The sequence below is a fragment of the Streptomyces glaucescens genome (assembly GCF_002154375.1).
Taxonomy (GTDB): Bacteria; Actinomycetota; Actinomycetes; order Streptomycetales; family Streptomycetaceae; genus Streptomyces; species Streptomyces glaucescens.
The window spans coordinates 13,081-40,031 of the sequence record NZ_MUND01000153.1 but is presented as its reverse complement, the minus strand read 5'-3'; the positions used below and the strand labels follow the sequence as shown (position 1 = coordinate 40,031).

General features: G+C 71.4%; 19 protein-coding genes and 2 pseudogenes. 6 read left to right on the top strand and 15 right to left on the bottom strand.

The window, feature by feature from the left end; all coding sequences use genetic code 11:
- Positions 1 to 148: 148 nt before the first annotated feature.
- The 3 genes from CCN42_RS11700 to CCN42_RS11690 all read left to right on the top strand — a co-directional run bounded on the left by CCN42_RS11700 (position 149) and on the right by CCN42_RS11690 (position 7,100).
- Positions 149 to 1,420 carry a TIGR02678 family protein gene (locus CCN42_RS11700; protein WP_086735181.1) on the top strand — a complete coding sequence of 424 codons (1,272 nt, stop codon included), beginning with the start codon at positions 149 to 151 and terminating at the stop codon, positions 1,418 to 1,420.
- A gap of 8 nt (positions 1,421 to 1,428) precedes the next feature.
- Positions 1,429 to 5,667: a TIGR02680 family protein gene (locus CCN42_RS11695; protein WP_086735188.1), complete on the top strand. Its 4,239-nt coding sequence runs from the start codon at positions 1,429 to 1,431 to the stop codon at positions 5,665 to 5,667.
- Positions 5,668 to 5,852: 185 nt separating this feature from the next.
- Positions 5,853 to 7,100 carry a TIGR02679 family protein gene (locus CCN42_RS11690; protein ID WP_245877244.1) on the top strand — a complete coding sequence of 416 codons (1,248 nt, stop codon included), beginning with the start codon at positions 5,853 to 5,855 and terminating at the stop codon, positions 7,098 to 7,100.
- A 925-nt stretch (positions 7,101 to 8,025) separates the two neighbouring features.
- Here CCN42_RS11690 and CCN42_RS11685 read toward each other — a convergent pair.
- The 6 genes and pseudogenes from CCN42_RS11685 to CCN42_RS42090 all read right to left on the bottom strand — a co-directional run bounded on the left by CCN42_RS11685 (position 8,026) and on the right by CCN42_RS42090 (position 13,546).
- Entirely contained in the window at positions 8,026 to 8,490 is a 465-nt protein-coding gene (locus CCN42_RS11685) for a barstar family protein (RefSeq protein WP_086735179.1), read from the bottom strand.
- 368 nt (positions 8,491 to 8,858) lie between these two features.
- Positions 8,859 to 11,273, bottom strand: a pseudogene (locus CCN42_RS11680) (RHS repeat-associated core domain-containing protein); the annotation flags it as partial.
- A gap of 50 nt (positions 11,274 to 11,323) precedes the next feature.
- A pseudogene (locus tag CCN42_RS45860) lies at positions 11,324 to 11,587 on the bottom strand (putative T7SS-secreted protein); the annotation flags it as partial.
- Between the two features lie 2 nt (positions 11,588 to 11,589).
- Positions 11,590 to 12,246 carry a hypothetical protein gene (locus CCN42_RS11675; protein ID WP_086735177.1) on the bottom strand — a complete coding sequence of 219 codons (657 nt, stop codon included), beginning with the start codon at positions 12,244 to 12,246 and terminating at the stop codon, positions 11,590 to 11,592.
- The gene (locus CCN42_RS11670) at positions 12,236 to 12,574 is read right to left on the bottom strand and encodes an SseB family protein (protein WP_422641158.1); all 339 of its coding nucleotides are present in this window, start codon (positions 12,572 to 12,574) and stop codon (positions 12,236 to 12,238) included. Before CCN42_RS11670 ends, CCN42_RS11675 begins: the two co-directional genes overlap by 11 nt.
- 792 nt (positions 12,575 to 13,366) lie before the next feature.
- Positions 13,367 to 13,546 carry a hypothetical protein gene (locus CCN42_RS42090; protein WP_143661896.1) on the bottom strand — a complete coding sequence of 60 codons (180 nt, stop codon included), beginning with the start codon at positions 13,544 to 13,546 and terminating at the stop codon, positions 13,367 to 13,369.
- A gap of 196 nt (positions 13,547 to 13,742) precedes the next feature.
- Here CCN42_RS42090 and CCN42_RS11665 point away from each other — a divergent pair, with 196 nt between their 5' ends.
- Positions 13,743 to 16,079, top strand: coding sequence for a DUF2786 domain-containing protein (locus tag CCN42_RS11665; RefSeq protein ID WP_086735173.1), 2,337 nt, complete (start codon positions 13,743 to 13,745; stop codon positions 16,077 to 16,079).
- 39 nt (positions 16,080 to 16,118) lie between these two features.
- Here CCN42_RS11665 and CCN42_RS11660 read toward each other — a convergent pair whose 3' ends face one another.
- Positions 16,119 to 16,526, bottom strand: a complete 408-nt coding sequence (locus CCN42_RS11660; protein ID WP_143661895.1) for a hypothetical protein — start codon at positions 16,524 to 16,526, stop codon at positions 16,119 to 16,121.
- A 177-nt stretch (positions 16,527 to 16,703) separates the two neighbouring features.
- On the opposite strand from CCN42_RS11660, the gene CCN42_RS11655 reads away from it, so the two are divergent.
- Positions 16,704 to 17,537: an SDR family NAD(P)-dependent oxidoreductase gene (locus tag CCN42_RS11655; RefSeq protein WP_086735169.1), complete on the top strand. Its 834-nt coding sequence runs from the start codon at positions 16,704 to 16,706 to the stop codon at positions 17,535 to 17,537.
- A gap of 39 nt (positions 17,538 to 17,576) precedes the next feature.
- Here the strand turns inward: CCN42_RS11655 and CCN42_RS11650 are convergent, their stop codons facing one another.
- The 5 genes from CCN42_RS11650 to CCN42_RS11630 form a co-directional block, all read right to left on the bottom strand.
- Positions 17,577 to 18,737 carry an MAB_1171c family putative transporter gene (locus CCN42_RS11650; RefSeq protein ID WP_086735167.1) on the bottom strand — a complete coding sequence of 387 codons (1,161 nt, stop codon included), beginning with the start codon at positions 18,735 to 18,737 and terminating at the stop codon, positions 17,577 to 17,579.
- Positions 18,724 to 19,245 carry a regulator component gene (locus CCN42_RS11645; RefSeq protein ID WP_086735165.1) on the bottom strand — a complete coding sequence of 174 codons (522 nt, stop codon included), beginning with the start codon at positions 19,243 to 19,245 and terminating at the stop codon, positions 18,724 to 18,726. The genes CCN42_RS11650 and CCN42_RS11645 overlap by 14 nt, the downstream gene beginning before the upstream one ends.
- Positions 19,246 to 19,995: 750 nt before the next feature.
- Positions 19,996 to 21,180, bottom strand: a complete 1,185-nt coding sequence (aroC, locus tag CCN42_RS11640) for a chorismate synthase (RefSeq protein WP_086735163.1) — start codon at positions 21,178 to 21,180, stop codon at positions 19,996 to 19,998.
- A complete protein-coding gene (locus CCN42_RS11635; RefSeq protein ID WP_086735162.1) occupies positions 21,177 to 22,367 on the bottom strand; it encodes a 3-hydroxybenzoate 6-monooxygenase in 1,191 nt (396 codons plus the stop codon). Before CCN42_RS11635 ends, aroC begins: the two co-directional genes overlap by 4 nt.
- Before the next feature lie 119 nt (positions 22,368 to 22,486).
- On the bottom strand, positions 22,487 to 23,173 hold the full coding sequence (locus tag CCN42_RS11630; RefSeq protein WP_086735160.1) for an SDR family NAD(P)-dependent oxidoreductase: 687 nt from the start codon (positions 23,171 to 23,173) through the stop codon (positions 22,487 to 22,489).
- 273 nt (positions 23,174 to 23,446) lie between these two features.
- Here CCN42_RS11630 and CCN42_RS11625 point away from each other — a divergent pair, with 273 nt between their 5' ends.
- A complete protein-coding gene (locus CCN42_RS11625) occupies positions 23,447 to 23,914 on the top strand; it encodes an AtaL-like protein (protein WP_158101664.1) in 468 nt (155 codons plus the stop codon).
- An 83-nt stretch (positions 23,915 to 23,997) separates the two neighbouring features.
- Here CCN42_RS11625 and CCN42_RS11620 read toward each other — a convergent pair whose 3' ends face one another.
- From CCN42_RS11620 to CCN42_RS11610, 3 genes are read right to left on the bottom strand one after another with little or no spacing between them, the layout of a single operon-like run.
- Positions 23,998 to 24,363, bottom strand: a complete 366-nt coding sequence (locus tag CCN42_RS11620; RefSeq protein WP_245877243.1) for a YdhR family protein — start codon at positions 24,361 to 24,363, stop codon at positions 23,998 to 24,000.
- Positions 24,360 to 26,246, bottom strand: coding sequence for an anthranilate synthase family protein (locus CCN42_RS11615; RefSeq protein ID WP_086735158.1), 1,887 nt, complete (start codon positions 26,244 to 26,246; stop codon positions 24,360 to 24,362). Before CCN42_RS11615 ends, CCN42_RS11620 begins: the two co-directional genes overlap by 4 nt.
- Positions 26,243 to 26,920, bottom strand: coding sequence for an isochorismatase family protein (locus tag CCN42_RS11610; protein ID WP_086167906.1), 678 nt, complete (start codon positions 26,918 to 26,920; stop codon positions 26,243 to 26,245). The genes CCN42_RS11615 and CCN42_RS11610 overlap by 4 nt, the downstream gene beginning before the upstream one ends.
- Positions 26,921 to 26,951: the final 31 nt, after the last annotated feature.

The following is a 26,951-nucleotide window of genomic DNA, read 5'->3' as shown; positions in this document are numbered from 1 at the left end:
CCCCCGACGGTGTGTTCAGCGGCCCCGACCACCTGATCGACATCGTCGACCTCACGGCGGGGCAGGGCCACCGCGCCGCACTGGCGTCGGCACCCGTTCCCCTCCCCGCCCCCCGACGGGACGCCGCTCCCCAGCTCGCGGAGGACCGATGAGCGGCCCCCTTGCCGAAATCCTCGACGGCCAGCGGCAGGCCGACCTCCAGAAGGCCGCACGCGCCCTGCTGAAGGAGCCGCTGCTCACCGCCGACGGACCGCACGCCGACGAGTTCCGGCTGGTGCGCCGGCATACCGCCGAACTGCGGGAGTGGTTCGAACGGAACGTCGGCTGGACGCTGCGCACGGACGCCGACGCCGCACGGCTGCGCAAGACGCCGGGCACCCTCACCGACGCCACGCACCCGGCGCGTGAGGCCGCCCGCAGCGCCCTCCCCTTCACCCGCCGCCGCTACGTCCTGCTCTGCCTGGCCCTGGCCGCACTGGAACGGGGCGAGTCGCAGGTGGCGCTCGGACGTCTCGCCGAGCAGGTCGTCCTGGCCGCCGCCGATCCCGAACTCGTCGCCGCCGGGATCACATTCACTCTGGAGCGGCGCGACGAGCGCCTCGACCTCGCGGCCGTCGTCCGCCTGCTGCTGCGGCTCGGGGTGCTGCGGCGGGTGGCCGGCGACGAGGACGCCTACGTCAGCGGATCGGGCGACGTGCTGTACGACGTGCGGCGGCGCGTGCTGGCCGGGATGCCCGCGTCCCTGCGGGGTCCCTCCATGGTCGAGGCCGAGGGCTTCGAGGAGCGCCTGGTGGAGATGACCGCGTGGACCGCGCTCGACAGCGACGAGCTCAGGTTCCGGGCGGTCCGCTGGAAGCTGACCCGCATCCTCCTGGACGACCCGGTCCTGTACTACGACGACCTGACCGACGAAGAACTGGCCTACCTCACCCGGCAGCGAGGCTTCATCACCGCCCGCATCAACGAGCTGACGGGACTCGTCCCGGAGGTCCGGGCCGAGGGCATCGCCATGGTCGACCCGATGGACGACCTCACGGACACGCGCATGCCGGAACAGGGCACCCACGGTCACATCACCCTGCTGCTGGCGGGCCACCTGGCCCGGGCGGCCGGGCCCGTCGAACCGGCGGAGCTTGCGGCCCGCGTAAGGGAACTGGCCGTTGAACACGGCGGGTTCTGGTCCAAGTCGGCGAGGGAACCGGGCGCGGAGCCCGAACTCGTCGAGCAGGCACTGACCAAGCTGGTGGCGCTGGGACTCGCCGAGCGCACCGAACGGGGCGTCGTACCGCGGCCCGCCCTCGCGCGGTACGCGGTCGGCGAGCCCGTCGTCAGGGAACCCGGACGGGCCCGCCGGCCCGCCACGACCGAGCAGACCCCGCCGCTCGTGCAGCCCATGCAGGCCGTGCAGGACGAAAGGTGAACTGCCCCGTGACCGCGTTCCCCGGCCCCCAGTCGTCCGGCCCCGCGCTCCCCGCTCCCGCGCCCGGCCGGTGGCGGCCCTTGCGCATCGGACTCGTCGACCTCTTCCACTACGACATCGAGGAGTTCTGGTTCCGCGACGGCCGGCTGCTGCTGCGCGGCAACAACGGCACCGGCAAGTCGAAGGTGCTCGCCCTCACCCTGCCGTTCCTCCTGGACGGCGACCTGTCCGCCCGCCGCGTCGAACCCGACGGCGACCCGGGCAAGCGCATGGAGTGGAACCTGCTCCTGGGCGGCGCGCACCCGCACCCCGAACGACTCGGCTACACCTGGATCGAGTTCGGACGACTCGACGGCACCACGGGCGAGGCGCACTTCCGCACGCTGCTGTGCGGGCTCAAGGCGGTCGCCGGACGCGGGATCGCCCGCCACTGGTTCGCGGTCACCGACCAGCGGATCGGCGCGGGCCTCGACCTGCTGGACGCGACCGGGACGGCACTGTCCCGGGACCGGCTCGCTGAGGCGGTCGGCGGTCACGGCATGGTGTACGACACGGCGAAGGCCTACCGCAGGGCGGTCGACGAAGCCCTCTTCGGGCTGGGGGAGCGGCGCTACGGCGCCCTCGTCGACCTCCTGATCCAGCTGCGCCAGCCCCAGCTGTCCAAGCGCCCCAGCGAGGCCGCCCTGTCCCGGGCCCTGACCGAGTCTCTGCCGCCGATGGACCAGGCGGTCGTCGCCGACGCTGCGGAGGCGTTCCGGTCGCTGGACGAGGAGAAGGAGGAACTTCGGGCGGCCCGCGAGGCCGAACAGGCGTCCTCGGCGTTCCTCGACCACTACCGGCGCTACGCCCGCCTCGCGTCCCGGCGCCGCGCCCGCCTGCCGCGCCGCGAACACGCCCGGTACGAGAACCTGCAACGGGAACTCGCCAAAGCGCAGACGGACCGGGACCACGCCGTGGCGGACCGCGAGGAGGCCCGCGCGAGGGGCACCGCCCTCGACGAGCAGGCCGCGCGGCTGGCCGCCCAGGACGCCACGCTGCGGTCCCGGCCCGAGATGCGTGATGCCCGCGCGCTCGACCGGGCGGCGGACGACGCCTCCCGCAGGGCCGTGGAGCTGAAGCGGGCCGAGGCGGACCGGCGTACGGCGGCCGAGGCGCATACCCGGGCCCTGGGCCGGCTCGCCACCGCGGGCAACCGGCTCACCGCCGCCCGGGAGGCGCTGGACAGCATCCGGGACCGGGTGGTCGAGAGCGCCGCGGCCGCCCGGCTCGACGTCCCCCGGACGGAGGGCGCCCCCGACGCGGTTCTGCGCCGGAAGGCGGACGAGGCGACCGCGAGCAGGCGGCGCGCTGTCGAGCACGTGGCGGAACTCGCGACGCGCGCGGAGCAGGCGGAGGAGCGGCACCGGGCCGCCCGGCTGCGCGCCGACGAGGCCGACGAGGAGGTCGTGCACGCCGAGGAGCGGCTGGCTGAGGCGGAGGAGAACGTCGCCCGGGAGGGGCGGGCGCTTGTCACGGCCGTGCGGGAGCGATTCTCCGGATATGTGGAGCTGCGGGTGCCCGGGCTGCCGGGGGTCCTGGACGCCGTACAGGACTGGGTCCGCTCTCTGGACGGCCCGCTGCCGGCCCGGAACGCGGCAGCCGAGGCCCATCGCGCCGCCGCGTCGCGTCTGGCCGACCGAGCGGCCCTGCTGGCCCACCGCGAGGAGGCGACGGCGGAGCGGCAGCGGCTGGCGGTGGACGAACTGATCGCCCTCGAAACGGGCGGAGAGCGAGGCCCGTCGGGCCCCTACACGCGCACACCCGGCGTGCGGGACCGGGGCCTCGGCGCTCCGCTGTGGCGGCTGGTCGACTTCCGTACGCACGTCACCGAGGCCGAACGCGCGGGACTGGAAGCTGCTCTGGAGGCGTCGGGGCTTCTCGACGCCTGGGTGCGGCCGGACGGCTCCGCGGTCGTGCCGGACGGCCACGACGTGCTGCTCGACCCGGTCGGTCTGCTCGGCGGGACCGGCCTCGACCGCGCGCTCTGCCCGGCGGTCGATCTCGCGGACGCGGGGGCCGCAGCCGTGGGGGAGGAGACGGTCGCGCGTCTGCTCGCCTCGATCGGGCTGGCCGCGGTCGGCGATGACGGGCCTGGCGAGGTTTCCTGGGAGGCCGGTGACCACGACACCTGGGTCTGTGCGGACGGTCGCTTCCGCGTCGGGGCGCTCACCGGCAGCTGGGCCAAGGACAGCGCCCAGTACGTGGGGGAAGGAGCGCGGGAGCAGGCACGTCGCGTCCGGATCGCAGAACTGCGCGCCGAGATGCACGGCTTGACAGCGGAGCGGGAGCGGCTGGCCGAGGAGTCCCGCGCCGTGGCCGGGCGCCGTGCCGTGCTGGACGCCGAACTCGCCGCACTGCCCGGCGACGACGACCTGCGGCACGCCCACGCACGCGTCACCGCCGCGGCCGAAGCTGTCCGCCGCGCCCGCGCCCGGCGAGACGAACGGGCCGCGGAACTGGCTCCGGCGGCGCGACGAGCCGAGCGCGCGGCAACCGAACTCGCCGACACCGCGGCCGCCCTGAATCTCCCCACCGACCAGACGGCACTGGGCGCCGTTCGCCAGGCGCTCGCCGACCACACCGCCCTCCTGGCGGCCCTGTGGCCTGCATTGCGCGAACGCGCGGAGGCCGAGCGCGCGGTGACCGCTGAGCGGGAGGAGACCAGCCGGGCCGACCTCCTCGTGTCCGAACTCGCCGAGCGCGCCACGGAGGCGGCTCGGGTGGCCGCGGCGGCGGACGAACACCTCACGACGCTCCGCTCCACCGTCGGAGCGGCCGTCGCCGAGCTTCAGCGGCAATTGGAGGAGACGGCCGAGGCGGCCCGGGCCTGTGAGCAGGAACAGCGGCAGGCCCGGGCGGAGTACGGTGACGCCGACCGGCGGGCCAGCCGCGCCGAGGGACGCATCGAGCGGCTTGCCGAGGACGTCACCGAGGCGACCACCGCGCGGGAGGAAGCCGTTGCTGCGCTACAGCGGTTCGCCGCGACGGGGTTGCTCGCCGTGGCGTTGCCCGACATCGACGTACCGGACGACGGCGGAGGGACATGGGCGGCGACCCCCGCCATCGCCCTCGCACGGGCCGTGGAGTCCCGGCTCTCCTCCACCGACGACACCGACGCGGCCTGGGAGCGCGTGCAGAAGCGGCTGAGCGAGGAGTTCGGCAGGCTCCAGGACGCCCTGTCGCGGCACGGCCACACCGCCACCGCCCGCCCGAGCGAGGACGGCATGCGGGTCGACATCGTCTACCAGGGGCGGGAACGGGGCGTGCCCGAACTCGCCGAGGCACTGGCCGTGGAGGTCGCGGAACTGACCCGCATCCTCTCCGCACGCGAGCGCGAGATCCTCCAGACCCATCTGATCACCGAGGTCGCCGGGACGCTCCAGGAACTGATCGGTGCGGCCGAACGGCAGGTGGCCGCCATGAACAGGGAGCTGGAGGAGCGTCCGACCTCCACGGGCATGAAGCTCCGACTGGTGTGGAGAGCGTCCCGCCGGGCCCCGCAGGGACTGGCCCAGGCCCGGGAACGGTTGCGTCAGTCCGCCGACGCATGGTCGCCCGAGGACCGGGCCGCGGTCGGCGCGTTCCTCCAGGAGCAGATCGCCCACCGGCAGGCCGACGACAGCACCGGCAGCTGGCTGGAAGACCTCACCGCGGCCCTCGACTACCGGTCCTGGCACGAGTTCGGCGTCGAACGCCACCAGCACGGCAAGTGGGTGCCCGCCACCGGACCCGCCTCGGGCGGGGAGCGCGTACTGGCCGCCTCTGTACCCTTGTTCGCCGCCGCATCCTCGCACTACGCGAGCGCGGGCGGTGCGCACGCCCCGCGCCTGGTCACTTTGGACGAGGCGTTCGCCGGCGTCGACGACGACTCGCGCGCCAAGTGCCTCGGCCTGCTCCGCGCCTTCGACCTCGACGTCGTCATGACCAGCGAACGCGAATGGGCCTGCTACCCCCAGGTGCCGGGCATCGCCATCGCCCAGCTCTCCCGCGTCGACGACATCGACGCCGTACTGGTGACGCGGTGGGAATGGGACGGCAGCGAACGGCGGCGCGGCACGGAGCCCGGTGCCCGGTTGGACGCGCTCGGGACGGCTGCCGGTGCCGGTGACTCCGGCGAAACGCCCGCCGGGCCGGTGAGTCCTCTGGGCGAGCCCGGACGGACCCCCGTGGTCGACAGCGTCGGCGGACAGGGGGCCCTGTGGACGTGACCCGTCCGGCGACCCCGCCTGACCGCGACGGAGGCCGGCCGGCGGCCGGACGCACGACACCGCCGGCCGCCACCGCGGACGTGGTGCCGGCTGTGCCGCCACCGGCAGAAGCCCGGACCGACGTCGATACCGAGCGCCTCGGGCGCCTGCTCGGCGATCCCGGCCTTGCCTGGTTCGTCGACCGCGTGCGGCAGCGTATGGTCCGCGGCCGGCCGCTCACCGGCTCCGTCACCCTGTCCGATCCCGACGAATCCCAACGGCAGGCCGCCGATCTCCTGCTGGGACGGGTGCCACGATCCAGTGGCTCCCTCAGCATCCGCCTCGCCACCGTGGATGAGATCCTGCGTCGCTCACGTGTCAGCCCCGACGGACTGGCGGCGGCCGTTGTCGCCCTCACCGGCCCGGTCACACTCCACGCCGAGACACGGAACAGGGAGGAACGGGCCTGGAACGAGGCGTACGCCCCGCTCGGCATCCTCGACGGGGAGCTGGCCCGCTGGGCCGAGCGGATCCGCAGTGACGGTCTCGTACGGCGCCTCGCCCGTACACCTGAGGCCGCGGGCTCCCTGGTGGAGGCCGCCGTGCGCGCGTTGCGCGCGCTGCCCGCATCACCCCCGACATCGCGGGCGACGTTCGCGGCACGGAACCTTTCGGGCGCCCATGCCCTGGACGACGGGACGCCGCTCGCCACTCTCGTCCTGTCCGGTATCCGTTGCCTCACCGGCTTCCCCGACGGCTCCGGTGCGCAGTGGCGGCGGGAGGCGTGGGCCTCCGCGGGCTTGCTCAAGGACGACCTGTCGTCGACCGTCCTCACCCTCAACCTACGCGGTACACCATTCCTCGACTGGATGGCCGACGCCGGGGAGCCGGCGGTGATGACCCTCCGCTCCCTCACCCGTAGCGCACCAGTTGCCTCCGTTCCAACGACGGGAACGGTTCACATCTGCGAGAACCCGGCCGTGCTGTCCGCCGCCGCCGACACTCTCGGCCCGGCATGCCCGCCCATGGTGTGCCTCCAAGGACAACCTTCGGCCGCCGCGCTCACCTTGCTGCGCGACCTGTCCATGCGAGGAGCCTGCCTTCTCTACCACGGCGATTTCGACTGGGGCGGTGTGCGCATCGCCGCCGCACTGGCACGAAGCGTCCCTTGGCGGCCGTGGCGCTACACGGCCGCCGATTACCGAGCAGCAGTGACCGCAGCGGCCGAAGCCCCGAACCTGACGGGCCCGCCTGCCGCAACTCCCTGGGACCCTGCCCTGGCCGTCGCTCTCGCCGAGCGCAGTGTCCGGGTCGAGGAGGAAACGGTGCTGGACGACTTGCTCACGGACCTTGGACGGGGGTCCGCTGAGGCGCATTTCGCGAGTGCGGCGGGCGCCGATCCGACCGGTACCGAGCCATTGGCGAGCAGCCCCCTCTCGCCTTGGCAGTCATGACGCTCGATCGACGCTCCAGGGCCCCAGCAGTCCACTCGAAGGATCGATGAACGCCCTCTGACCTCGTACTTCCTCCACTCCCTTGTCGTGCGACATCTTTCCGATGACGCATCACGTGGAGTGCGTGGCGATTCTGGAGCCCGCTGGGAAGGGTTCCTGACTCGCAGGTTCTCCGTGCAGGCTCTCGACGGACCGCCGGTGGGCAGAGGGCTGGCGGCTCTGCGCGGTAGCTGTCGCCACCAGGAACGGTGCTCCTGCGGGGCGCTTCCCCTGCCCTGCCGCCGGTGCGGACGGGCCGACCGGGCCAGTCGTGGCCGCGAGCCTGAACGACGTCCGGCCTGGCGTTCCACGGGCTGCGCCGGGGTGACGGCGCGGTCTTCCCCTCTCCCGGCGCTGACTCAAGGTATGTAGGGACGCCGAGCCGGACACGGTGCTGCTCGACGGCCCCGGAGTTCCAGCGAGCAGTGGGGAGTGACGACTTCTTCCTCGCCATCGACTCAGGGCCGGAGTCCGGAGCCAGGCTCGTTCTTCTGTAGGCAGCATTCCGCGATTGCCCTGCCGTCCGAGCAGCGGTGAGCCAAGGGTGCACCCGGCGACGGCTCGTGGTCCGGCGTGTCGGCGCCCAGTCTGTCCCAGCCGTCGCTGGTCGACGGCTTTGGCGCCGCACTCGCCGTCGATATGCAGAGTCTGAACGCAGCAGTCACCGTCGAGCGCTTGACCGCCTGCACCCAGGAGACCAACCGCTTCTCATCGCCACCAAATTCTCCGACGGCGCCCTGTATCAAGTACACCAGGCGTCCTTCCGCCCCGCCGTCACCGTCGCACCGGCGAGCCTCCAGCACGTCACCCTCAGCTCAAACGCATCGTGCCATTGCCCAGGCCGCCTGGCACTCGACAGAGTTTGTGGCGAAATTTCAAAGGGATCTCAACAGGCCCTGATTTCACGGAATATCTCCTCCCGCGTATCGGGCGGGCACAGCAGCGCGACCTGGAATGTGATTTTCTCCTGACCCGGGAGCTCGGGCTTTGCTGCCCAGAACTTCACGGCGTCGTTCATGGCGCGCAGGAGGATTTTGCGCTCTTCGGCACTGTCGGAAAGTGCGACATCGGCGTCATCGATGGTGAGAAGGAAATGCTTGGCGCTGATCCAGTGGAGATCGGTCAGGCAGTCCCGCAGTGCGTTCCAGTTCCAGCCGAAGTAGTCCGGGAGGCGCAGTGCCTCGTAGAACTGGGTGAACACCCCATCGGAGTCGTGCATCTCCCGTCCTCGCATCCGGGCCGAGTAGATCAGCCCGGTGGGAGGCAGTGCGTGCACAACAGTGAGCGTGGAGTCGGTCGGGACGACACTGACTTCTGCCTCGTGCCGTTCCCACCAGGTGGCGTTGCTCATCTGCCGGTCTCCATCACGATGTACGTCTGATAATGGGTTGGAGTGTAGTACGCAGATCCGTCCGACCCGGTCACGATCCTCTCGCCGCCCCATTTCGGGTTGTCGATCGACTGTACCGTGCCCCACTCCGTGTACCGGATCGCGTTCCCCTGGCTGTCGAATTCTGGGAGTTTGTAGGCGCCGTTCCTCCCACTGTTCTCGAATGGCTTGGGGATGGACGGTCCCATGAGCTGAGGACCCGCGCCCTGAGCCTCCACACCGAACTCGCGAATGTCGCGGAGGACCGCCTCAGATTCCACTGGAACCTTGGCCGGGATCCACCCGCTCAGCTTTGATGTGTCGCCCAGAGTCTGGCCCACTTGGTAGTTCGGCGACAGCCCCAGTGGGTCGGCACGTGCGTGGGGGTTGTCGACGTAGGTGACCGGGTTGGGTGCGGGAGTGAGGCCGAGGGGGTCCGGAGCCGTGTAACGGCCGGTCTCGGGGTCGTAGTGGCGGAAGTAGTTGTAGTGGAGGCCGGTTTCGGGGTCGTGGTACTGACCGGGGAAGCGCAGGGGAGTGTAGGCGTTGCTGGAGCGGGTCCAGGCGGTGGTGCCCCACAGGGTGCTGCGGGTGCGCCAGGCGATGTCGCCTGACTCGTCGATGAGCTCGGTGGGGGCACCGACGAGGTCGGTGGCAATGGCGAAGAAGCGCCGGTCGATCTCCTCCTGGCGGGCATCCGCAGTGAGGATGCGTTCCGTTTGGGTCAGAGGGGTCAGGCCGCGGTGGTCCCAAGTGAGCGCCACGGGGTTGGGTACGTCCTGCGATGCTGTGATCTGCTCGCACAGGGTGGTGCCGTCCCAGGTGAAGCGGACTTCCTCGACGACCCTTTCGCCATCGGAAGCGAGGCGTTGCTTGGCGGTGCGGCGGCCCAAGGGGTCGTAGCGATAGCGCCACCGGGTGCCGTCGGGGGTGGTGACGGAGATGAGGCGGTCCTCGGCGTCCCACTCGTAGCGCCAGGTGTCGGGTTTGCGGGAGAGGCGGGTCTTCTGGCGCAGGGTGACGCGGCCGAGTGCATCGTGTTCGTACCGCACACTTCCGGCGCGGGTGAGGGACGTACCGTGGTACGTCCGGGGTCCAGTGGCCTCTTGGCCGGGGTGGGAGGCAGGCCAGAAGGCGGAGACTTGGTTGCCGCTCGCGTCGTAGGCGTACCGTTCGCTCCAGCCGTCGGCGGTTACGGCGGTGACGCGGCCAGCCGGGTCGAGTTCGAAGTTCCGGACGCCCGACAATTGATCGGAAACCACGGAAAGGTGGCCGTCGGCGCGGTAGGTGTAGGTGCGGCTGTTGAGAATGCGTCCGTCAGCGGTCAGGCTCTCGGCGGACAGACGCCCAGCCTCGTCCCAGGCCGAGCTGACGGTGAGAAAGCCGAAGACGCGTGACAGCTCACGGCCTGCCACGTCATGGGTGAAGGTGACCTGGTGACCGCCGGTGGTCAGGAGGTCGGGGCGGCCCGCAGCGTCATGCGTGTAGGTGGTGAGATGGCCGGTGGGAGTCATACGTCCCACGCGACGGCCCGCGGCGTCATAACGGTAGGTGGTGGCGCGGCCGTCGATCAGTTCTGTCTTGAGCAGGCCGCGTCGGTCGTACTGCCGGATCAGGTCGCCGTCCGGACCGGATGCCCGCAGGAGACGCCCTGCCGGGTCGTAGGCGTAGCCGGTAGTGCGACCGGCGGACGTTTTGGAGGTGACGCGGCCCAACTCGTCGTAGGTGAAGGAGATGACGTCACCGAGCGGGTCGGTCCGCGCGGTTAACTGCCCCGCCGCGTCGAGGCGGTAGCCGATGGTGCGTCCGTCGAAGTCGGTCTCTGAGACCAGACGGCCGGCAGCGTCGTACTCGTAGTTCCAGCCGAGGCCTTGTGGGTTGGTGACGTGGGTGAGGCGTAGGGCGGTGTCGTACTCGAACGCGTAGTGGGCGCCGTCCGGCCCGGTGCGGGCAGCAAGGAGGTCGAAATGGGTGTACTCGAACCGGGTCACTCCCCCAGCCGGGGAGATGTGAGTCAGGCAGTTGCCCTCGCCGTCGTAGGTCCATGACTCGGTGGCGCCGTCCGGGGCCGTACGACAGGCGAGATGCCCGTCGGCGTTCCTGGTGAGACGGGTGACTCCTCCCACGGGGTCGACCATACTGACGAGCCGGCCGAGAGCGTCGCGGCCCACGCGGGTGGTGCCGCCGGCCGGGTCGGTGATCTCAACCGGCCGGCCCGCGGCGTCGGAGACCACCTGTGTCGTGGCGCCGAGGGCGTCGGTGACCTAGATGAGGCGGCCGGCGTCGTCGTAGGCATAGCAGGTGGCGTGGCCGGCCGCATCGGTGACCCGGATCCGATTGCCGCGCTCATCGAATTCCTGTGTGCGGCGGATGCCGTCCGGCTCGTGGAACTCCACCGGAAGTCCGAGCGGGCCGCGCAGGATGCGCAGGACGGTGCTGTCGGGCCGAGTGACCGCGACGAGCCAGCCGTCCTCGTCGTAGGCATAGACGGTGGTGCGACCGAGTGGGTCGGTGCGGGTCAGGAGGTTGCCGTGGGTGTCGTAGGTGTAGCGGGTGGTGTGGCCGAGGGGGTCGGTGGTGGCGATCACCCGGCAGTGGTGGTCGATGCGGTGGCGGGTGGTGTGGCCGTCGGCGGTGGTGAGGGTGGTGGTGCGGTGGCCGGTTTCGGGGTCGGGGTCGGTGTAGGTGAGGGTGATCTGGACGTGGCCGGCTTCGCCTCCTTCGGCGATGACGCGGTCGCGGTCGTCGTAGGTGTAGTCGCGTCGTCGAACGCCTTCTGGAAACCGCGCAGCTTCTGGGCGGTGGAGCGCAGCTTGTCCGGGCTGCCGTAGATCAGTTTCGTCTTGTCCTCGGTCTGCCCGAGGTCCATCTCGTCGACCTCGGCGCCCATCCGGTTGGCGACCGAGCGGGACTGCTCGCGCACCCAGTCCGCACCGGACTCCCAGCCGACGTCGTCCAGCCGGTCGGCCGTCCACTTCCCGGCGTCCTCGACCCGGTTGCCGACCCACTCGACACCGTCCTCGACGGCGTTCTCCACCGAGTCGGGCGTGATGTCACTGATGAAGTCGCCGATGCCCATGCTCAGCTGCCCCCGATGTCACCCTGCTGCTGCGCTTGCCTGGCCCGTTCCTGCGGTGACGGGCCGAAGGTGTCGTCCAGCGCCCGGTCCCACTGGTCGTCGGAGATGCCGAGCGCGTCGTTGAGGATCTGCGACTGCCGGCCGCCCTGCCCCTCGGTCAGGACCGTGCGGCCGGTGTCCTTCCAGGTCTGCGCCATCTCCTGACCGGCCCGGTCGAACGACTCCGCGCTCCAGTCCGGATCGAGGGCGTCGGGCGTGAAGACGTCCCCCCAGCCCTGCCGGGTGATCTCCTCCTCGGAGGCGTGGGGGTTACCGCCCATCACGGCGTTCACGCCGACCTTCAGCGCACCCTGGACGTACTGGTCGTGCTCCCACTGGGTGCCCGCGGCCAGCCCCAGACGGCCGGCGATCTCACTGGCGTCGTGCACCAGGGCGCGTACGCCCCACTCCCAGCGCTCGCAGAAGTCCTCGAAGTCGACCGACAGACCGTGGTGCCCGGCCTCCATCCCCGTCATCGACAGCTCGGAGAAGCCCTTACCCATCACCGAACCGGTCGCGCCGCCCAGATCGCCCAGCCCGTCGATGGTGGCGCCCACACCCTTGGTGAACCTGGCCACCGCCGCCTTGTCGAAGTTCAGGTCCTTCCCCTCACCACCCACGGCCGTCCCCCTCGGCCTGCACGTCACGGTCGACGGCGACACCGTCCGGGACGATCCCGGTGACCGGCGGGAAGAACATCGACCCGTCATCGGTGGCGATGTCCACCGCGAGACCGGCGGGCTCGCCCAGCGAGGGCACGATCTCGTCGACGATGCGCGCGCCCAGGAGCGCCGCGTGGTCCATCGGCCGGTCACCCGGCCCGTGGTGCACGGCGAACCGGGCCAGTGCCACCTCGTCCGTGAACCCGCAGATCCACCGCACCCCGCCCGAACGCGCCGACCACAAGCCCCCGTCGGAGACGGGCACCAGCAGGACCGAGCGCCGCATCTCACCCACCAATGTGCGAGGGTCACCGACCCCCGCCCTCCGCTCGGCAATCCGCTCGGCCAACGCCGTCCTGGGCTGCTCCACGGTCCCTCCCTCGTCCGCGGCTCACTGGTGGCACCGTAGAACAGACGCTCAGTAAGGTGTCGGTGGTTCTCCTGAGGGCTCACCAGGGTCCGCGCGGGGCGCAGGGTTCTGGGCGGCGACATACCGGTCCTGGCGGGACTGGTCACGAGGCGGTGCGCCCGCACGGTATAGGCAGCCGTGTGATGGACGTGCCGGAGCTGGACGCGGCCAATGGCGGAAGTGATCGCCATCGTCCCGCCGTATCCCCTGGCCCTCACTGTTCGCGCAAGCCCCGTGCAGAACGGGCGGTACATCCCCATGCGTCGGCGAGGCCTGCCCCGTGCAGTACGACGTCATCTCCAACCCGGCCATGTGCAGCAGTAGCTCCACGACTTCCTGGGGGCCGTGCAACGAGTTCAGCGCCTCCGACAGACGTCGGCGGAACTTCTTCCGGTCAGCCTGTCAGGGAGCCGGTCTGGCAGCTTGCTCTGTCCTGAGGAGAAGGGACGGATTATCGGCCATGACGCTCGTTTGACGCTCTGGGTGCCCGCACGCGGGACAGCGAGCCAAGAGAGCGGATCTGACCTGGGATTTTCCGTAGCTCGCCCAGGTCGAGATCATTCCGATGACGCATCCGTGGAGTGCGTGGCGATTCTGGAGCCTGCTGCAAAGGCGCTCTGACCCGCACTTTTCTTGGGCCCTCAGGCGAGGCCGGTTGTGTTCGGCCTGTTACCGAAGTGGCAACAGATGAACACGACGCGCGCTCATCGACTCGCTGATCCGCTGCTTTGCGACTTGTGCAGAGGTGATGGAGACGCTCCCCTGTCCTTTGGTGAGCTTGGCCGTGGCGGTCTCGTCGCCCTTCGTCGGCGCGGCGCCATAGGCACTGCCGTCGTAGGCGCTGCGCACCTCGGAGACGACGGGTCTCCACCTCCGTCCTCAACGGCACGGCCTACAGCAAGGTCGAGCCCTGGGCGCTGAGCCACCACTGCGGCCAGGCGGACGTCGACGAGGAGGCCGGCACTGACGATACGGATGTGATCGCTCACGGTCCGTCTTCCTAGGATGGCCTTCACGCGGACAGGGGATCTTGAGGAGGGGGCACATGACGGACGGCTACGCGGACGGATCGTCGGCCGAGTGGTTCAGGCAGGCGCGAAGAGACTGGATCGCCGGCAGGATCGATGACCTCGCCGACATGCTGGAGGCCGCCTGCACGGGGCTCTACGACCTGCTGCCGGACGACCTGGGGAATCGGCGCCTCGCCGCCGCGGCCACCTTGGCCAGGGTGGCCGCGCACGAGGCGCGTGCCGAGCCCGTGGCGGAGACCAGCCGCATGCTGGAACGGCTGATCCCCGGCAGCCACCGTCATGACCTGCCGGGAGCGGCCCGGGAGCTCCGCTCCCGGCTGGCTGCCTGGGGTGAACCGGCCGTCTGGTCGTGGAACGCCGCGGCATGGGAGGAGTTGGCCCTGTGGTGGTGGCGACGGCATCAGCCGCGCACCGGCGATCCGGCGCGGGAATTCGCCGAGTGGAGCTCGCGCTGGTCGGCGGAGATTCCCTGGAACGGGGACATCGACGAGCCGGAACAGGCGCCACGGCGGCATGGTCGTACGCTCGTCACGCCCGCCGCGTTCTTCGCCTCGGAACCCGAGCCACTCAGACTCCTGGCCCACGCGGTGCTCAGGTCACCCCGAACGGTCGCCGCCGTCGAGGATGCCGTGCTGCTGCGCGAGGAGCACCTTCAGGGCGCGGGGCACCTGAGGTGGCTGGCCGAACAGCAGGCCAGTGTCGACCGGCTCGAAGCGTGGCGCAGAGTCCAGCAGGAAAGCGGGTCCGAGGCCACACGGGCCTTCCTGGCGGAGTTGTCCGAGGCCGTGAAGCGCTATGCGACGCTGGTGCTGCAACCTGTCGTCGACGCCCTTTCCACCTGCGAGCGCGCGGTCCTGGATGGCAGCAGGCCCGGCCCGCACCGCAATGCCGCCGATTACCTGGACACGTTCCTCGACTGGCAGGTGCAGTCGGACGACGACGCCTGGCGGGACGAGGCACCGAGCGCGGACGTGGCACGGCGGGCTCGGGAGCTCCGAGAGCGGGGAGAGACGACCTGGCAGGGTGTACGGGGCTCGGTGCCCGTCTGGTACCACATCGTCACCTCACCTCAGGAGAAGGCGGCCGCCCTCGCCTACTCGGGTCGGCCGTCGGCCTCCGTCGTCCGCGTCCGGACCGGCGACGACGACGTGACGGTGCCAGGCCTTTCCCTGTTTGAGGGATTGTTCGACGAGTCCGACGAGTCGGCGGACTGGTACCCCGATCCCGGCATCGGCGTCCCCTACGACCCGGACAGCGCCTCGGACCTGTGCGCGCTTCTGGCGCTGGCGCAACTCGGACACGCCAGGCTGGAGTTCCTGACCGTCCACGCGGACGGAACGGTGCGCACCCTGCGCGCAGTCCGGGCCCAGGTGCGGGAGGACGATGCCAAGGCTTACCGACGCTGGGCCCTGGCCGCGCTGGCAGAGCTGGCTCCCGATCCGGAGGACCTCGCCGACCTCATCGCCCGGGACGAGGAGGAGGGCACGGACCAACCGGACGAGACCAGCGGGGCCGGCGGTACGGAGCACGGCGGTTCCGATGGGGAGCCCTCCACCGAGCCGGGCGGTTCATCCGCCGACCGCCGCACCGCGAACGGCGCCCTTCCGCCCGAACTGCTCGGCAAGGTCCGAGCCTTGCTCCGCAAGGCGGAGGACCGGGCTGCCACGGAGGAGGAGGCCCGCGCCTTCCTCGCGAAGGCCACGGAGCTCATGGCCAAGTACGGCATCGAGCAGGCCATGCTCCACGACCTGGACGCCCCCGCCGGACCCGTGGACAAGGTCGTCGGGGTGCACCCGCCCTACGCCAAGGAGATGCGGCGGCTGCTCAGCTGGATCGCCGAGGCCATGCGCTGCCGCTCGGTCTACCCCGGTGGCAAGGCGAACCGGCACCGCGTCCATCTCTTCGGTCACGAGGGTGACATTCAGGCGGTCGAGGTCCTGTTCGCCAGCCTGCGGCTGCAGATGCTGGACGGAGCGGACCGCGCGGACCGCGCGCACCGGCCGGTGGGGGAGGACGCGCGCGCCTACAAGCGTTCGTGGATGCTCGGGTTCATCCGTGAAGTGACCGACCGGGTCAGGGCCGCGCAGGAGGCGGCGCGGACCGAGGCGGAGCATGAGCAGAAGGCGGCGCAGGGCACGGAACGGGCGGGACGCAGTGTGGCACTGGTCCTCGCGGACCGTTCGGCCTTGGTGGAGGCACGTCTGAACGACCGTTACCCCAAGCTGGGCAAGGCTCGTCCGACGAAGTTCAAGGGAACGGGCTACTGGCAGGGCCGCGTCGACGGCCGGCGAGCCGACATCGGCGGGCCGACCGTCGTCCCCGAGCCTCGCAGCGAGCAGCTCATCGGCTGATCGTGTGGTGGCGGACGGCGAGGAGGGACAGGCGGCCGGTCACTCCTCGTCGTCCCCGGCCAAGTCGTTGATCAGCGGTACGAGAAGGGGGTGCACGGCGAAGCCGTTGGCGGGTCCGGGACCGGCGTATTGAGCCTTCAGGACCTGGACGGCCGAGTCCGGGAGCTTGCCCAGACTGCGGAGCAGGCCGGTGATGCCGGTGACCGGCTTGGTGAAGCCCCTGAGGGTACGGTCATCGTCGTACTCGCAGATTATGTAGACGGCATCCGCGTCCGCGAAACCGTCCCACTCGGCGGCGTGTCTGATCACTTGGACTCGGTCCCCGTACCCCTCGTACGTCAGTCGGTCGAAGAGCTCCCGCAGCGCCGCGGTCACCGGATCGGCGCTGGTGTCATGCGTGACGTTCTGCCACTCGCCGTGGCCGACCTTGACGATCGTCTCCCGCACGCCGTCGAACACTGCGGCAAGCCGGTCGCGGAGCCGCTCGAACTCGCGTCGGGCGGCACTGTGAGACGGCGAGTCCCTCGGAGGGCCGGGCCGCCTCGTTGTCTCAAAGGCGTCAGTGAAGGATCAGTGGGTCCTAGGCTCGGCTGCGTCCCGCGATGCGTAAGGAGCCGGAGAGCAGTGGCCGACAAGCGAGTTGTCATCGTGACAGGTGGAGGCACGGGTATCGGGGAGGCCACCGCCCGGCTGCTCCGCGAAGGAGGTCACCACGTGGTCGTCTCCGGCCGTCGGAGCGAGCCGTTGCGACGTCTCGAACGGGAGATCGGAGTGCTCGCGCATCCGTCCGACGTGGGAGACCCCGAGGCCGCCGACGGTCTGGTCCGAGCAGCCCTGGCCGCACACGGACGACTCGACGGACTCGTGCTCAACGCGGGTATCGGGCGCGGTGGGACCGTGGGCGACTTGTCGTTGGAGGACTGGGACGAGGTGATGCGCACCAACGTCACCGGCCCCCTGCTGCTCATGCGCGCGGCGATCCCGCACTTGCTGGAGACGAGGGGCGCGGTCGTCGCCGTCGCCTCGGTCTCCGCGTTGCGCAACGGCACGAGCAACGTCCCGTACGCCACGTCCAAGGCGGCCTTGCTCCAGCTCTGCCGTTCCGTCGCCGTCGATTACGGGCGTCAGGGAGTGCGGGCCAACATCGTGTGCCCGAGCTGGGTGAGAAGCGAGATGGCCGACCGTCGCATGGCCCGCTTCGCCGCGGAAGCGGACCTGGGGGGAGATGGCGTGCGGGCCGGTTACGAGGAGGTGACCAGACTCCTTCCGCTGGGCCGGCCGGGTGAGCCGCGTGAGGTCGCGGAGGCTGTCGGCTGGCTCCTGTCCCCGGCGGCGTCGTATGTGAATGGTGCCGTGCTCACCGTCGACGGCGGGGTGACGGCCCTGGACCCCGGGACGCTCGCGTTCGACTTCCATGTCACGCCACGCCGCGACGAGGTGTCCGACGTCCCTCGGTGAGCACCCCTGGGCCGGCAGCTCCCCGGCCGTACAGGCCTGTCACTCGCGGGGGGTCAGCCGTTCGGCGGGAGCGGGCCGGTCGTGGCAGGGCAGCGCGTCCGTCATGGACGGCCACATCCGGGCGATCCCCAGCAACGTCGCCGGGCTGCCGTGAACCACGCCGGGCAGGGGGCGGGGGACGGACTGCGGCGCGCCTACCAGTTTGGCGCGCCGGGCCTGGCCCAGCGCACCAGCGAGTGCGGCAGCGGCGAGGCGGTCGTCTCGCACCCCTGCCCGCCGGGCGTGCCGGCGCGCTTCCTCGTAGGCGCCCGGCTGGACGTACTGCTGCAGGTCCAGGAGCGCGTCGTACGTCTCGATGGTCTGCCTGTGCGCCTGCAGTGCCAGCGGGGAACGCGGTCGCAGCACCTCCTGGAGCCTGGTCCGCTGTGGCCTGGCGAGCGCCACGTGCGGCACCGCCACGACAAGATCGCGCCACAGTGGCCACAGACGCCAGGTGACCCGCAGAGCGGTCCACGACCTCATGAGGGCGGTCGCGGTCGGGACCAGCAGTGATGCCGCCCGGATGAAGCCGTGGACGCCGATGACCAGTGACAGGTAGGGGAGCAGGGCGGGGACTCCGTCGTACAGGTGCCAGAGATAGCCGCACCAGAAGACGAACGCGAAGACGCTTCCCACCGCGAACAGCCGCAGTGACCAGACGAGATCGCGGTCCTCTGTGCGCAGGCTGTACGACCAGCAGACCACGACGACCAGATGGGCAGCGACGAGGATGAGCCAGTAGGCGGATGCGAGGTCGGCCGGCCCCTGAACGGACGCGGTCACCTCGCGCGGGTGACCGATCTGCAGCAGGTCCAGGATCAGCAGCGCGCCCATGGTCGCCGTCAGCCCCACCGTCACGGAGAGACGCAGGCGACGGGCACCGGCCGAGTCGACCATGAAGAGAAGGACCAGACCGGCGCTGAGGACGCCGATCAGGTTGCGAGTCAGAGCGATCGTGTGGATGTCCATGCCGGCGTTCGTCAGCCATTCGACGATCCTCGGCTGAAAGAGAGTGATGGCGACGGCCGCGGCCAGGACCGTGAGCCACAGTCCCCGTTGGTGGGACTGACGCAGCGCGGGCCGGGCCCGGCAGATGAGAGCGAACCACAGGATGAGGACGCTGCCGACGCCCACCTGGGCCGCCAGCTCATGTGTCGACATCGACCGTCACTCCCAAGAACGCGCCGAGTCGTCCGAGACGGCCGGCCACCGGGCCGGTCTTCCCCGCGCTCTGTATCAGGCTGGCGATCATCTCGGCTTCCTGTTCCTCGGCGGTCGTGTAACTGGTGCGCGCCATCAGCCGCTTGACGAGATGGGGCCTCAGTCCGCTGAGGAGCTGACCCGTGAGTTCGTCTCCCCGGACCGTGATGCCCCGGTGGTGGTCACACAGCACGTGGCCGATCTCGTGCAGGATGATGTGCTCACGGTGGAGGGGCGCGGTCTGGGCCTCATAGAACACGTAGTCGGCGTCGTCGGTACCCAGCCAGAGACCGCAGGCCCCGGCGACCGCTGCCTGCTCGGGCAATTCCCTCACAATGAGTGGACGGCCCCTGAGCTGTTCCACCCGCTCACGGATCGCGTCGAGAGACAGGGACCGGTGTATGCCCAGATCACTCAGGATCGCCGCGCATTTACGCTGCAACTCGGCGTACTCGTCTCTTCTCCTCACCTGCTGTCACCTCCGTTCCCGAAGGACGGAAACGGCGAAAGGCGCCTGAGCGCTTGCATGAGCGGGCGTCGTCCTTGCTCTCACTGGTCGTTGCCGCCCCGGCTCTTCATGGTTCCTGTCGGCCGGAACGGTGGTGACGTTCCCCGTGTCGGACTCGTCGGACATGGCGTTCCCGAAGGCGGGCAGGGCGTCGAGCCCTGATTTCGCTCGGCGATTCGGTAGCGAGCGTCGACCATGTCCTACCGCCGCCGAACCGGAATCGACGGACCCGTCCTGCCGTCGGCGCCGCTGCTGTTACTGGCCAAGTCCCCACCTCCCGCGCCCGTAATCGCTCCTGTGCCCAGCGGGCAGAAGCCAGCGCTCAACTTAAGCAGCCGTCGGTCGCCTTGAACACACGAGCCCCGGCCGTGCGGCCTTCTTTGGCTCGAAGCTTTTCCTGTGCCGCGCGGGTGGGTGTGTGGGGCGTGGGACGGGGCCGACGGTGGTGGCACGGATATCAGTGCCGACAGCCTTCATCCGCTGACACGTGTACGGCTGAGTCGATGCACGCTCCGCGGTCCCGCACGACGGGAGGCCGACCGCTGCCCGCGCCGACGAGCGCGAACGCCGATCGCGATGTCGGTCGGCGACCGCGTTCTGGTACCGCGTCCGTCAAGGGCCACGTTCTGGTTCCACTGGAGCAGCACAAGGGGGTGCGTGGCGATTCCGGAGCCCGCCCGCCGGGCCGGCGAGGGACGGCGGGCGGCCCGGTCATCGGAGGTGCAGGGTGTCGAGGTAGGAGCGGACGTTGCGGCGGGTCTCGGTGACGTGGTCACCGCCGAACTTCTCTGCCACCGCGTCGGCGAGGACCAGCGCGACCATCGCCTCGGCGACGATCCCGGCCGCCGGGACCGCGCACACGTCGGAGCGCTGGTGGTGCGCGGCGGCCGGCTCACCCGTTGCCACGTCCACGGTCCTCAGGGCCCGCGGCACGGTCGCGATCGGTTTCATCGCCGCCCGCACGCGCAGGAGTTCGCCCGTGGTGAGCCCGCCCTCGGTGCCGCCCGAGCGGCCCGACGTCCGGCGGATGCCCTCGTCCGTGAGGACGATCTCGTCGTGCGCCTGCGAGCCCGGTACCCGCGCCAGGCCGAACCCGTCACCGACCTCCACACCCTTGATGGCCTGGATGCCCATCAGCGCCGCCGCCAGCCGCGCGTCCAGCCGGCGGTCCCAGTGCACGTGCGAGCCCAGGCCCACCGGCACGCCGTACGCCAGCACCTCGACCACGCCACCGAGGGTGTCGCCGTCCTTGTGGGCCTGGTCGATCTCGGCGACCATCGCCTTCGACGCGTCCGCGTCCAGGCACCGCACCGGGTCCGCGTCCAGCCGCTCCACATCGGAGGGGGTCGGATAGACGCCGTAGGGCGCCTTCGCCGACGCCAGCTCCACCACGTGGGAGACGATCTCGATCCCGGCCGTCTCCTTCAGGTACGAGCGGGCGACGGCGCCCAGCGCCACCCGGGCCGCTGTCTCCCGCGCGGAGGCGCGTTCCAGGACCGGGCGGGCCTCGTCGAAGCCGTACTTCTGCATGCCCGCCAGGTCCGCGTGACCGGGGCGGGGGCGGGTCAGCGGCGCGTTGCGCGCCAGCACGGCCAGCTCCCCCGGATCCACCGGATCGGCGGCCATCACCCTCTCCCACTTCGGCCACTCGGTGTTCCCCACCATGACCGCCACCGGAGAGCCGAGCGTGAGCCCGTGACGGACACCGCCCAGGAAAGTGACCTCGTCGCGCTCGAACTTCATCCGCGCACCGCGGCCGTAGCCGAGCCGGCGCCGCGCAAGGTGGTTCGCCACCAGCTCCGTGGTCACGGGCACACCCGCCGGAAGCCCCTCCAGCGTCGCCACGAGTGCGGGACCGTGGGACTCCCCCGCCGTCAGCCACCGCAACCTGCTCATGCCGCGTCCTCCGGCCGGAGGTCGGCGGAGCCGTGCAGCCAGGCCATCCTGTCGTGCAGGTCCTGCGCCGACAGGGCGGACAGCATGTCGTTGCGGGCCCGGGCGGCGTCGCCGGCGGCGTGGTACAGCTGACGGCCCATCTCGCGGGCGACCAGCTGGACGCGGGCGGTGCGCTCACGGCGCAGCGCCCCGTACTTCTCCAGGCGCTGCTCGAAGTCGGCCGGGCAGCCGTCGAGCAGTCCGCTGAGCACGACCGCGTCCTCGACCGCCTGGCAGGCGCCCTGGGCGGCGTACTGGAGCATGGGGTGGGCGGCGTCGCCGAGCAGGGTGACCCGGCCGTCCGTCCAGCGGTCCACGGGGTCGCGGTCGCACAGCACCCACGCCTTCCAGTCCCGGCCCAGCTCCAGCAGCCGCCGCGCGGCACCGGAGAGCTGGGGGAAGGAGGCGAGGACGTCGTCGTGTCCGGCCGGCACCCCGGCGACGGCCTCGGTGGCGCCGTCGTCACGGGTGGCGGCGAGGTTGAGGTGCGAGCCGCCGGCGATCGGGTAGTGCACGAAGTGCCACTTGGGGCCGGCCCACAGGGTGACCGCGTTCCAGCGCAGCTCCGGCGGCACCTCGTCCATGGGGATCACGGCCCGGTAGATGGTGTGCCCGGAGACGCGGGGGCCGCCGTCGCCGACCAGCTGGGCGCGGATCGCGGAGTGCAGCCCGTCGGCGCCGATCAGCGCGTCCCCGGTGAGCCGGGTGCCGTCGGCGAGGACGGCCGAGACGCGGCCCGCCCGCTGCTCGTAGCCGACGACGTGGTGGCGGCCGCGCAGCTCGACGTTCGGGTCGCGGCGGCAGGCCTCCAGCAGCGGCAGGTACAGGTCGACGCGGTGCACGACGGCGTAGGGGTTGCCGAAGCGCTCGCGGTAGGCGCCGGTGACCGGCAGGGTCGCCACCCGCTCGCCCGTCGTGCCGTCCATGAAGCGCAGCTCGTCGATGAAGACGGCGCGGTCGCGGACCTCCCGCCCGACGCCGAGCGCGTCGAGCGCGGCGAAGGCGTTCGGCCCGAGCTGGATGCCCGCGCCGACCTCGGTGAACATCTCGCGGCGCTCCAGGACGGTGACGCGGTGCCCGCGCCGGGCGAGACCGAGCGCCGCCGCGAGGCCTCCGATGCCGCCGCCGGCGATGAGTATGTCGGCCATCGTGTCTCACATCGCTTTCGTCGTCGGATGGCTGGAAGTCGGGTCACTGGGGGCCGGGTCGCCGGGGGGCGAGTCGCCCGGCGCCGGGTCGCCGGGACCGGCCGGGTGCGCGGGGGCGGTCACGCGGAGGTCTTGCGGTCGAGGACCAGGTCGTGTCCGACGATGTAGGCGGCGGCGCCCGACGAGAGCCAGACGACGGTGTCGGCGATCTCCTCCGCGCTCGCCCCCCGGCCCAGCGGGCAGGGGCTGACCGCGTTGATGCGGATGCCCTTCGCGGCGTACTCGCGGGCCGCGGTGCGGGTGAGCGCGCTGACGGCCGCCGTGGAGGCGGCGTAGGCGCCGAGGCCCGGCAGCATCCCCTGGACGCCGATGTTGCTGGCGGTGTTGACGATGACGCCGCCCCCGGCCCGCTCCATGTGCGCGATCTCCTGCTTCATGGCCCGCCACACGCCGGTCAGGTTGGCCGCCAGGGTCTCGCCCCAGACGGTCTCGCAGATGTCCGCGACCGGCTGCTGGGAGCCACGCTCGGTGATGTTGTTGAAGGCCACGTCGAGGGCGCCGTACCGGGCGGTCGTCTCGGCCACGGCACGGGCGGCGCCGTCCGCCTCCGTCAGGTCGGCCACCAGCGCCTCGGCGGTGCCGCCGGCGGCGCGGATCAGGCCGACTGTCTCGTCGAGCTGCTCGCCGTGGCGGCCGACGACCATGACCCGCGCACCGTGCAGGGCGTAGGCGACGGCCGACGCGCGGCCGATTCCCTCGCCTCCGCCGGTGACGAGGACGACCTGGCCGTCGAACCGAACAGACATCTGGCTCTCCTGATTCTCGGCTGATTTCCGCTGATTTCTCGACGTGGTGCGGATGTCTTGAAGTGATTGCCGTTCGCTCGTCGAAACCATGAGGGAAAGCGGGGGCGCCCGGCAGCGCCGGGGCGGCATTTCGTCAGGTTCCCGGGGCCGTTCGTCAGGTCTCCGCGCGGCGGGCGGAGACAGGTGACGAATGACGGGCCGCCGCGTTGCGCCGGGCGGCGCGGCCGTCTCAGACTGCGAGGCCCTGAACCCTCGCCGGACCTGAGGATGCCGATGCTCACGCTCTCGTGGACCCGTGTCATCGCGCGGGCGGCCGACGCGGAGCGCGCCCGGGTGCGGGCGCGGCTGTGGCGGGCGCTGCTGCGGAAGGCGGAACGGCCGCAGGAGTACGTCCCGGCGATCAGCGAGGCCCGGATCGTCGAGCGGTACGCGGACGGCTTTCTGCGGGAAGTGCGGCGCGGAGAGCGGGTGTTCCTGCAGCGGGTCACGCCCGACGAGGCGCAGGGCCTGATCACCTTCCGGCATCTGAACACCCCGGACATCGCCGCCATCCGCAACGAGCTGCGCGAGGACCCGCCGGGCCGGTTCGCCCTCACCGTGAGCCTGACGCTCACCGGCGCCCGCACGGACCCGGCGGTCGCCGAGCGTGAACTGCGGGCCTGGGACAGTGACTTCGCACGGACCGTGGAGGCGGTCACGGCGGTGCTGCGCGCGGGTCTCGCCGACGACACCCCTCGGTGAAAGGCGCCCGCGGACATGCGTCCGCCCCGTGCGGAGCACCGCCGTCGGTGCTCCGCACGGGGCGGTACGTCACCGCCGCGCGTCTAGGAGTGCGCGGCCTCCCACAACGCGCCCCGCCCGGCCAGCGCGGCATCGGCGTACCGGCCTTCCACGACCGCCTCCACGTCGAAGACGGTGTGCTGGACCGGCGGGCGGCCGATCAGTTCCGCCGCGCGTGGCGGCAGCGGGCGCGCGGCGGCCTCCGCGGACTCCCACAGCAGGACCGCGCCCCACCGCTCGGCGGCCGGGTCCGCGATCCAGATCTTCAGCCGCAGGCCCTCGATCCCGGAGAACCGGCCGACGGCCTCGCCGCGCAGATAGTCCCGCATCGACTCGACGGTGTGCCCGGTGCCGGCCAGCTCCCACCAGGCCACGGTCGCCTTCATCCCCGTCGTGGGATCCGCCGTCATACGAGCTGCTCCTGGACCAGGCCGGCCAACGCCTCGCCGACGATACGGACGCCGTCCTCGGTGAGCACCGACTCGGCGTGGAACTGCATCGAGCGGAACCCGGGCCCGCGCAGCGCGTGCACCTCCCCGGTGCCGGTCTCCCGGCACACCTCGACCATGCCGACGCCGGGCACCTCCACCACGTCGGCGGGACTGTGCGCGGCGAAGGTGTTGTAGAAGCCGACGCGTTCCCGCCGCCCGAACAGGTCGATCTCCCGCTGCACGCCCTGGTTCGGGTGCTCCTTGCGCAGCAGCCCGAAGCCGAGCCGGGTGCTGAGCACCTGATGGCTCAGACACACCGCGAGGAACGGCCGCCCCTCCGTGAGCAGGGTGTCCACCGCCGTGCGCAGGTGGGCGATCTTCGGGTGGCGCGTCTCGCGCGGGTCGCCGGGACCGGGCCCGAGCACCACCAGGTCGTACGGGGCGAAGCTGTACGGCGTGTCGAACCGGCTGACCGTCACCTGCGCGCCCATCGCCCGGAGCTGGTGGGCGATCATCGCGGTGAAGGTGTCCTCCGCGTCGACCACCAGCACCTTGCGGCCGTCCAGCTGCGGCACCGGCCGGGTCCGGCCGGCCTCGTCGCGCAGCCAGAACCCGGAGATCGTGTCGTTGCGCCGGCTGAGCGCCTCGCGGACCGCCGGGTGTCCGGCCAGGCCGCGCCGGGCGGGCTCGCCGAGCACCGCGAGGAGCCCGGCCGCCTTGGCGCGGGTCTCGGCGACCTCGGACATCGGGTCGGAGTGGCGTACGAGGGTGGCGCCGACGCCGATGCGCATCCGGCCGGCCGCGTCGATGTCGGCGGTGCGGATGAGGATCGCGGAGTCCAGGGTGCGCCCGCCGTCGGCGTCCCGGCCGATCAGGGCGGCGACGCCGCTGTAGTAGCCGCGGCCCTGCGGCTCGTACCGCTTGATGACGCGGGCCGCGCTCTCCAGGGGCGAGCCGGTGACCGTCGGGGCGAACAGGGTCTCGTGCAGCACGGCGCGCGGGTCGAGGGTGGTGCGGCCCTCGATGAAGTACTCGGTGTGCGCGAGCCGGGCCATCTCCTTCAGGTGGGGTCCGGTGACCCGGCCGCCCGAGTCGCACACCCGGGCCATCATCTTCAGCTCCTCGTCGACGACCATGTACAGCTCGTCGGCCTCCTTGCGGTCGGCGAGGAAGTCGAGGACGCCGGAGAGTTCGGGGCCGGCCGGGGGGAAGCGGTAGGTGCCGCTGATCGGGTTCATCACGGCCCGGCCGCCGTGCACGCTGACGTGGCGCTCCGGGGAGGCGCCGACGAGGGTGCGGTCCCCGGTGTGCACGACGAAGGTCCAGTAGGCGCCGGTCTCGCGTTCCAACAGGCGGCGGAAGAAGCGCAGCGCGGTGTCCGCGGACCAGTCGCGCACCTCGGCCACGAAGGACCGTTTCATCACGAAGTTGGCGCCCTCGCCGGTGCCGATCTCGTCGGCGACGACCCGCTCCACGATCCGCGCGTACGCCTCGTCGCCGAGGTCGAAGCCGCCGTCCCCGGCCAGCCGCACCGGGTCGTCGGGAATGCCGTCGAGCACGGCCTCGAGCGGCAGCGCGTGCCGCTCGGTGACGGTCATCGCCAGCAGCGGCGTGCCGTCGTCGGGCGCCTCGTAGCCGCGCTCGGCGAGCTGCCGGTACGGGACCAGCACCAGCACGTCCTCGGCGGGCTCGGCCGCGGGTTCCGGCAGCGGTACGTCGGCCAGCCGGCCGTACTCGGCGAAGTCGCCGAGCAGCAGGTCGACGCGGCCGTCGGTGCGGGTGTGGGGCCGGTGGATCAGCGCGAAGGCGGCCGGCCGTCCGTCCGCCGGCCCGCGCAGCACGTCCATCGGGTCCGCCGTCATGTCGACTCCCTTCCGGCGGCGACGGCGACGCGGGGCGCCGCCAGCGCGCTCAGCAGTTCCTCGGTGGTGGTCAGGGCGGCGCAGCGGGTGGCGGCGTACTCCAGGGCCATCCGGTGGTCCTCGGCGCTGAAGTCGGCGACCGCGTCGGCGACGAGGAACGGCTGGATGTCGTGGGTGAACGCGTCCACCGCGGTCATCAGCACGCCCACGTGCGCGTACACCCCGCACAGGATGAGCTGGTCCCGGCCGGTGGCCCGCATCCGCTCCAGCAGGTCGGTCTTGAAGAAGGCGCTGTAGCGCCACTTGGTGAGCTTCCAGTCGCCGTCGGCCGGCGCGACCGGGTCCACCACCTCCCGGTGCTCGGGGCTCGGGGTCATCCCCGGCCCCCAGAAGTCCTTCAGCAGCCCGCGCTCCTGCCGGGACATGCCGCCGGGCTGGGCGGTGTAGGCGACCGGCACACCGAGTTCGGCGCACCGTGCGCGCACCCGGGCCGCGTTGCCCACCAGGTCCACGACGGGCTGCCGGCCGGCCGGGAACGCGGCGAGGAAGTACTTCTGAAGATCGTGCACGAGCAGTACGGCACGATCCGGATCGACCGTCCACGCCACGTCCGACTCGGGCAGCTCCTCCCGGGTCGGCATCGGGTAGGGACGGATCGCAGGAATGCCTGCCATGCGGTCCTCTCTCAGGATCGGGTTGGGGAAA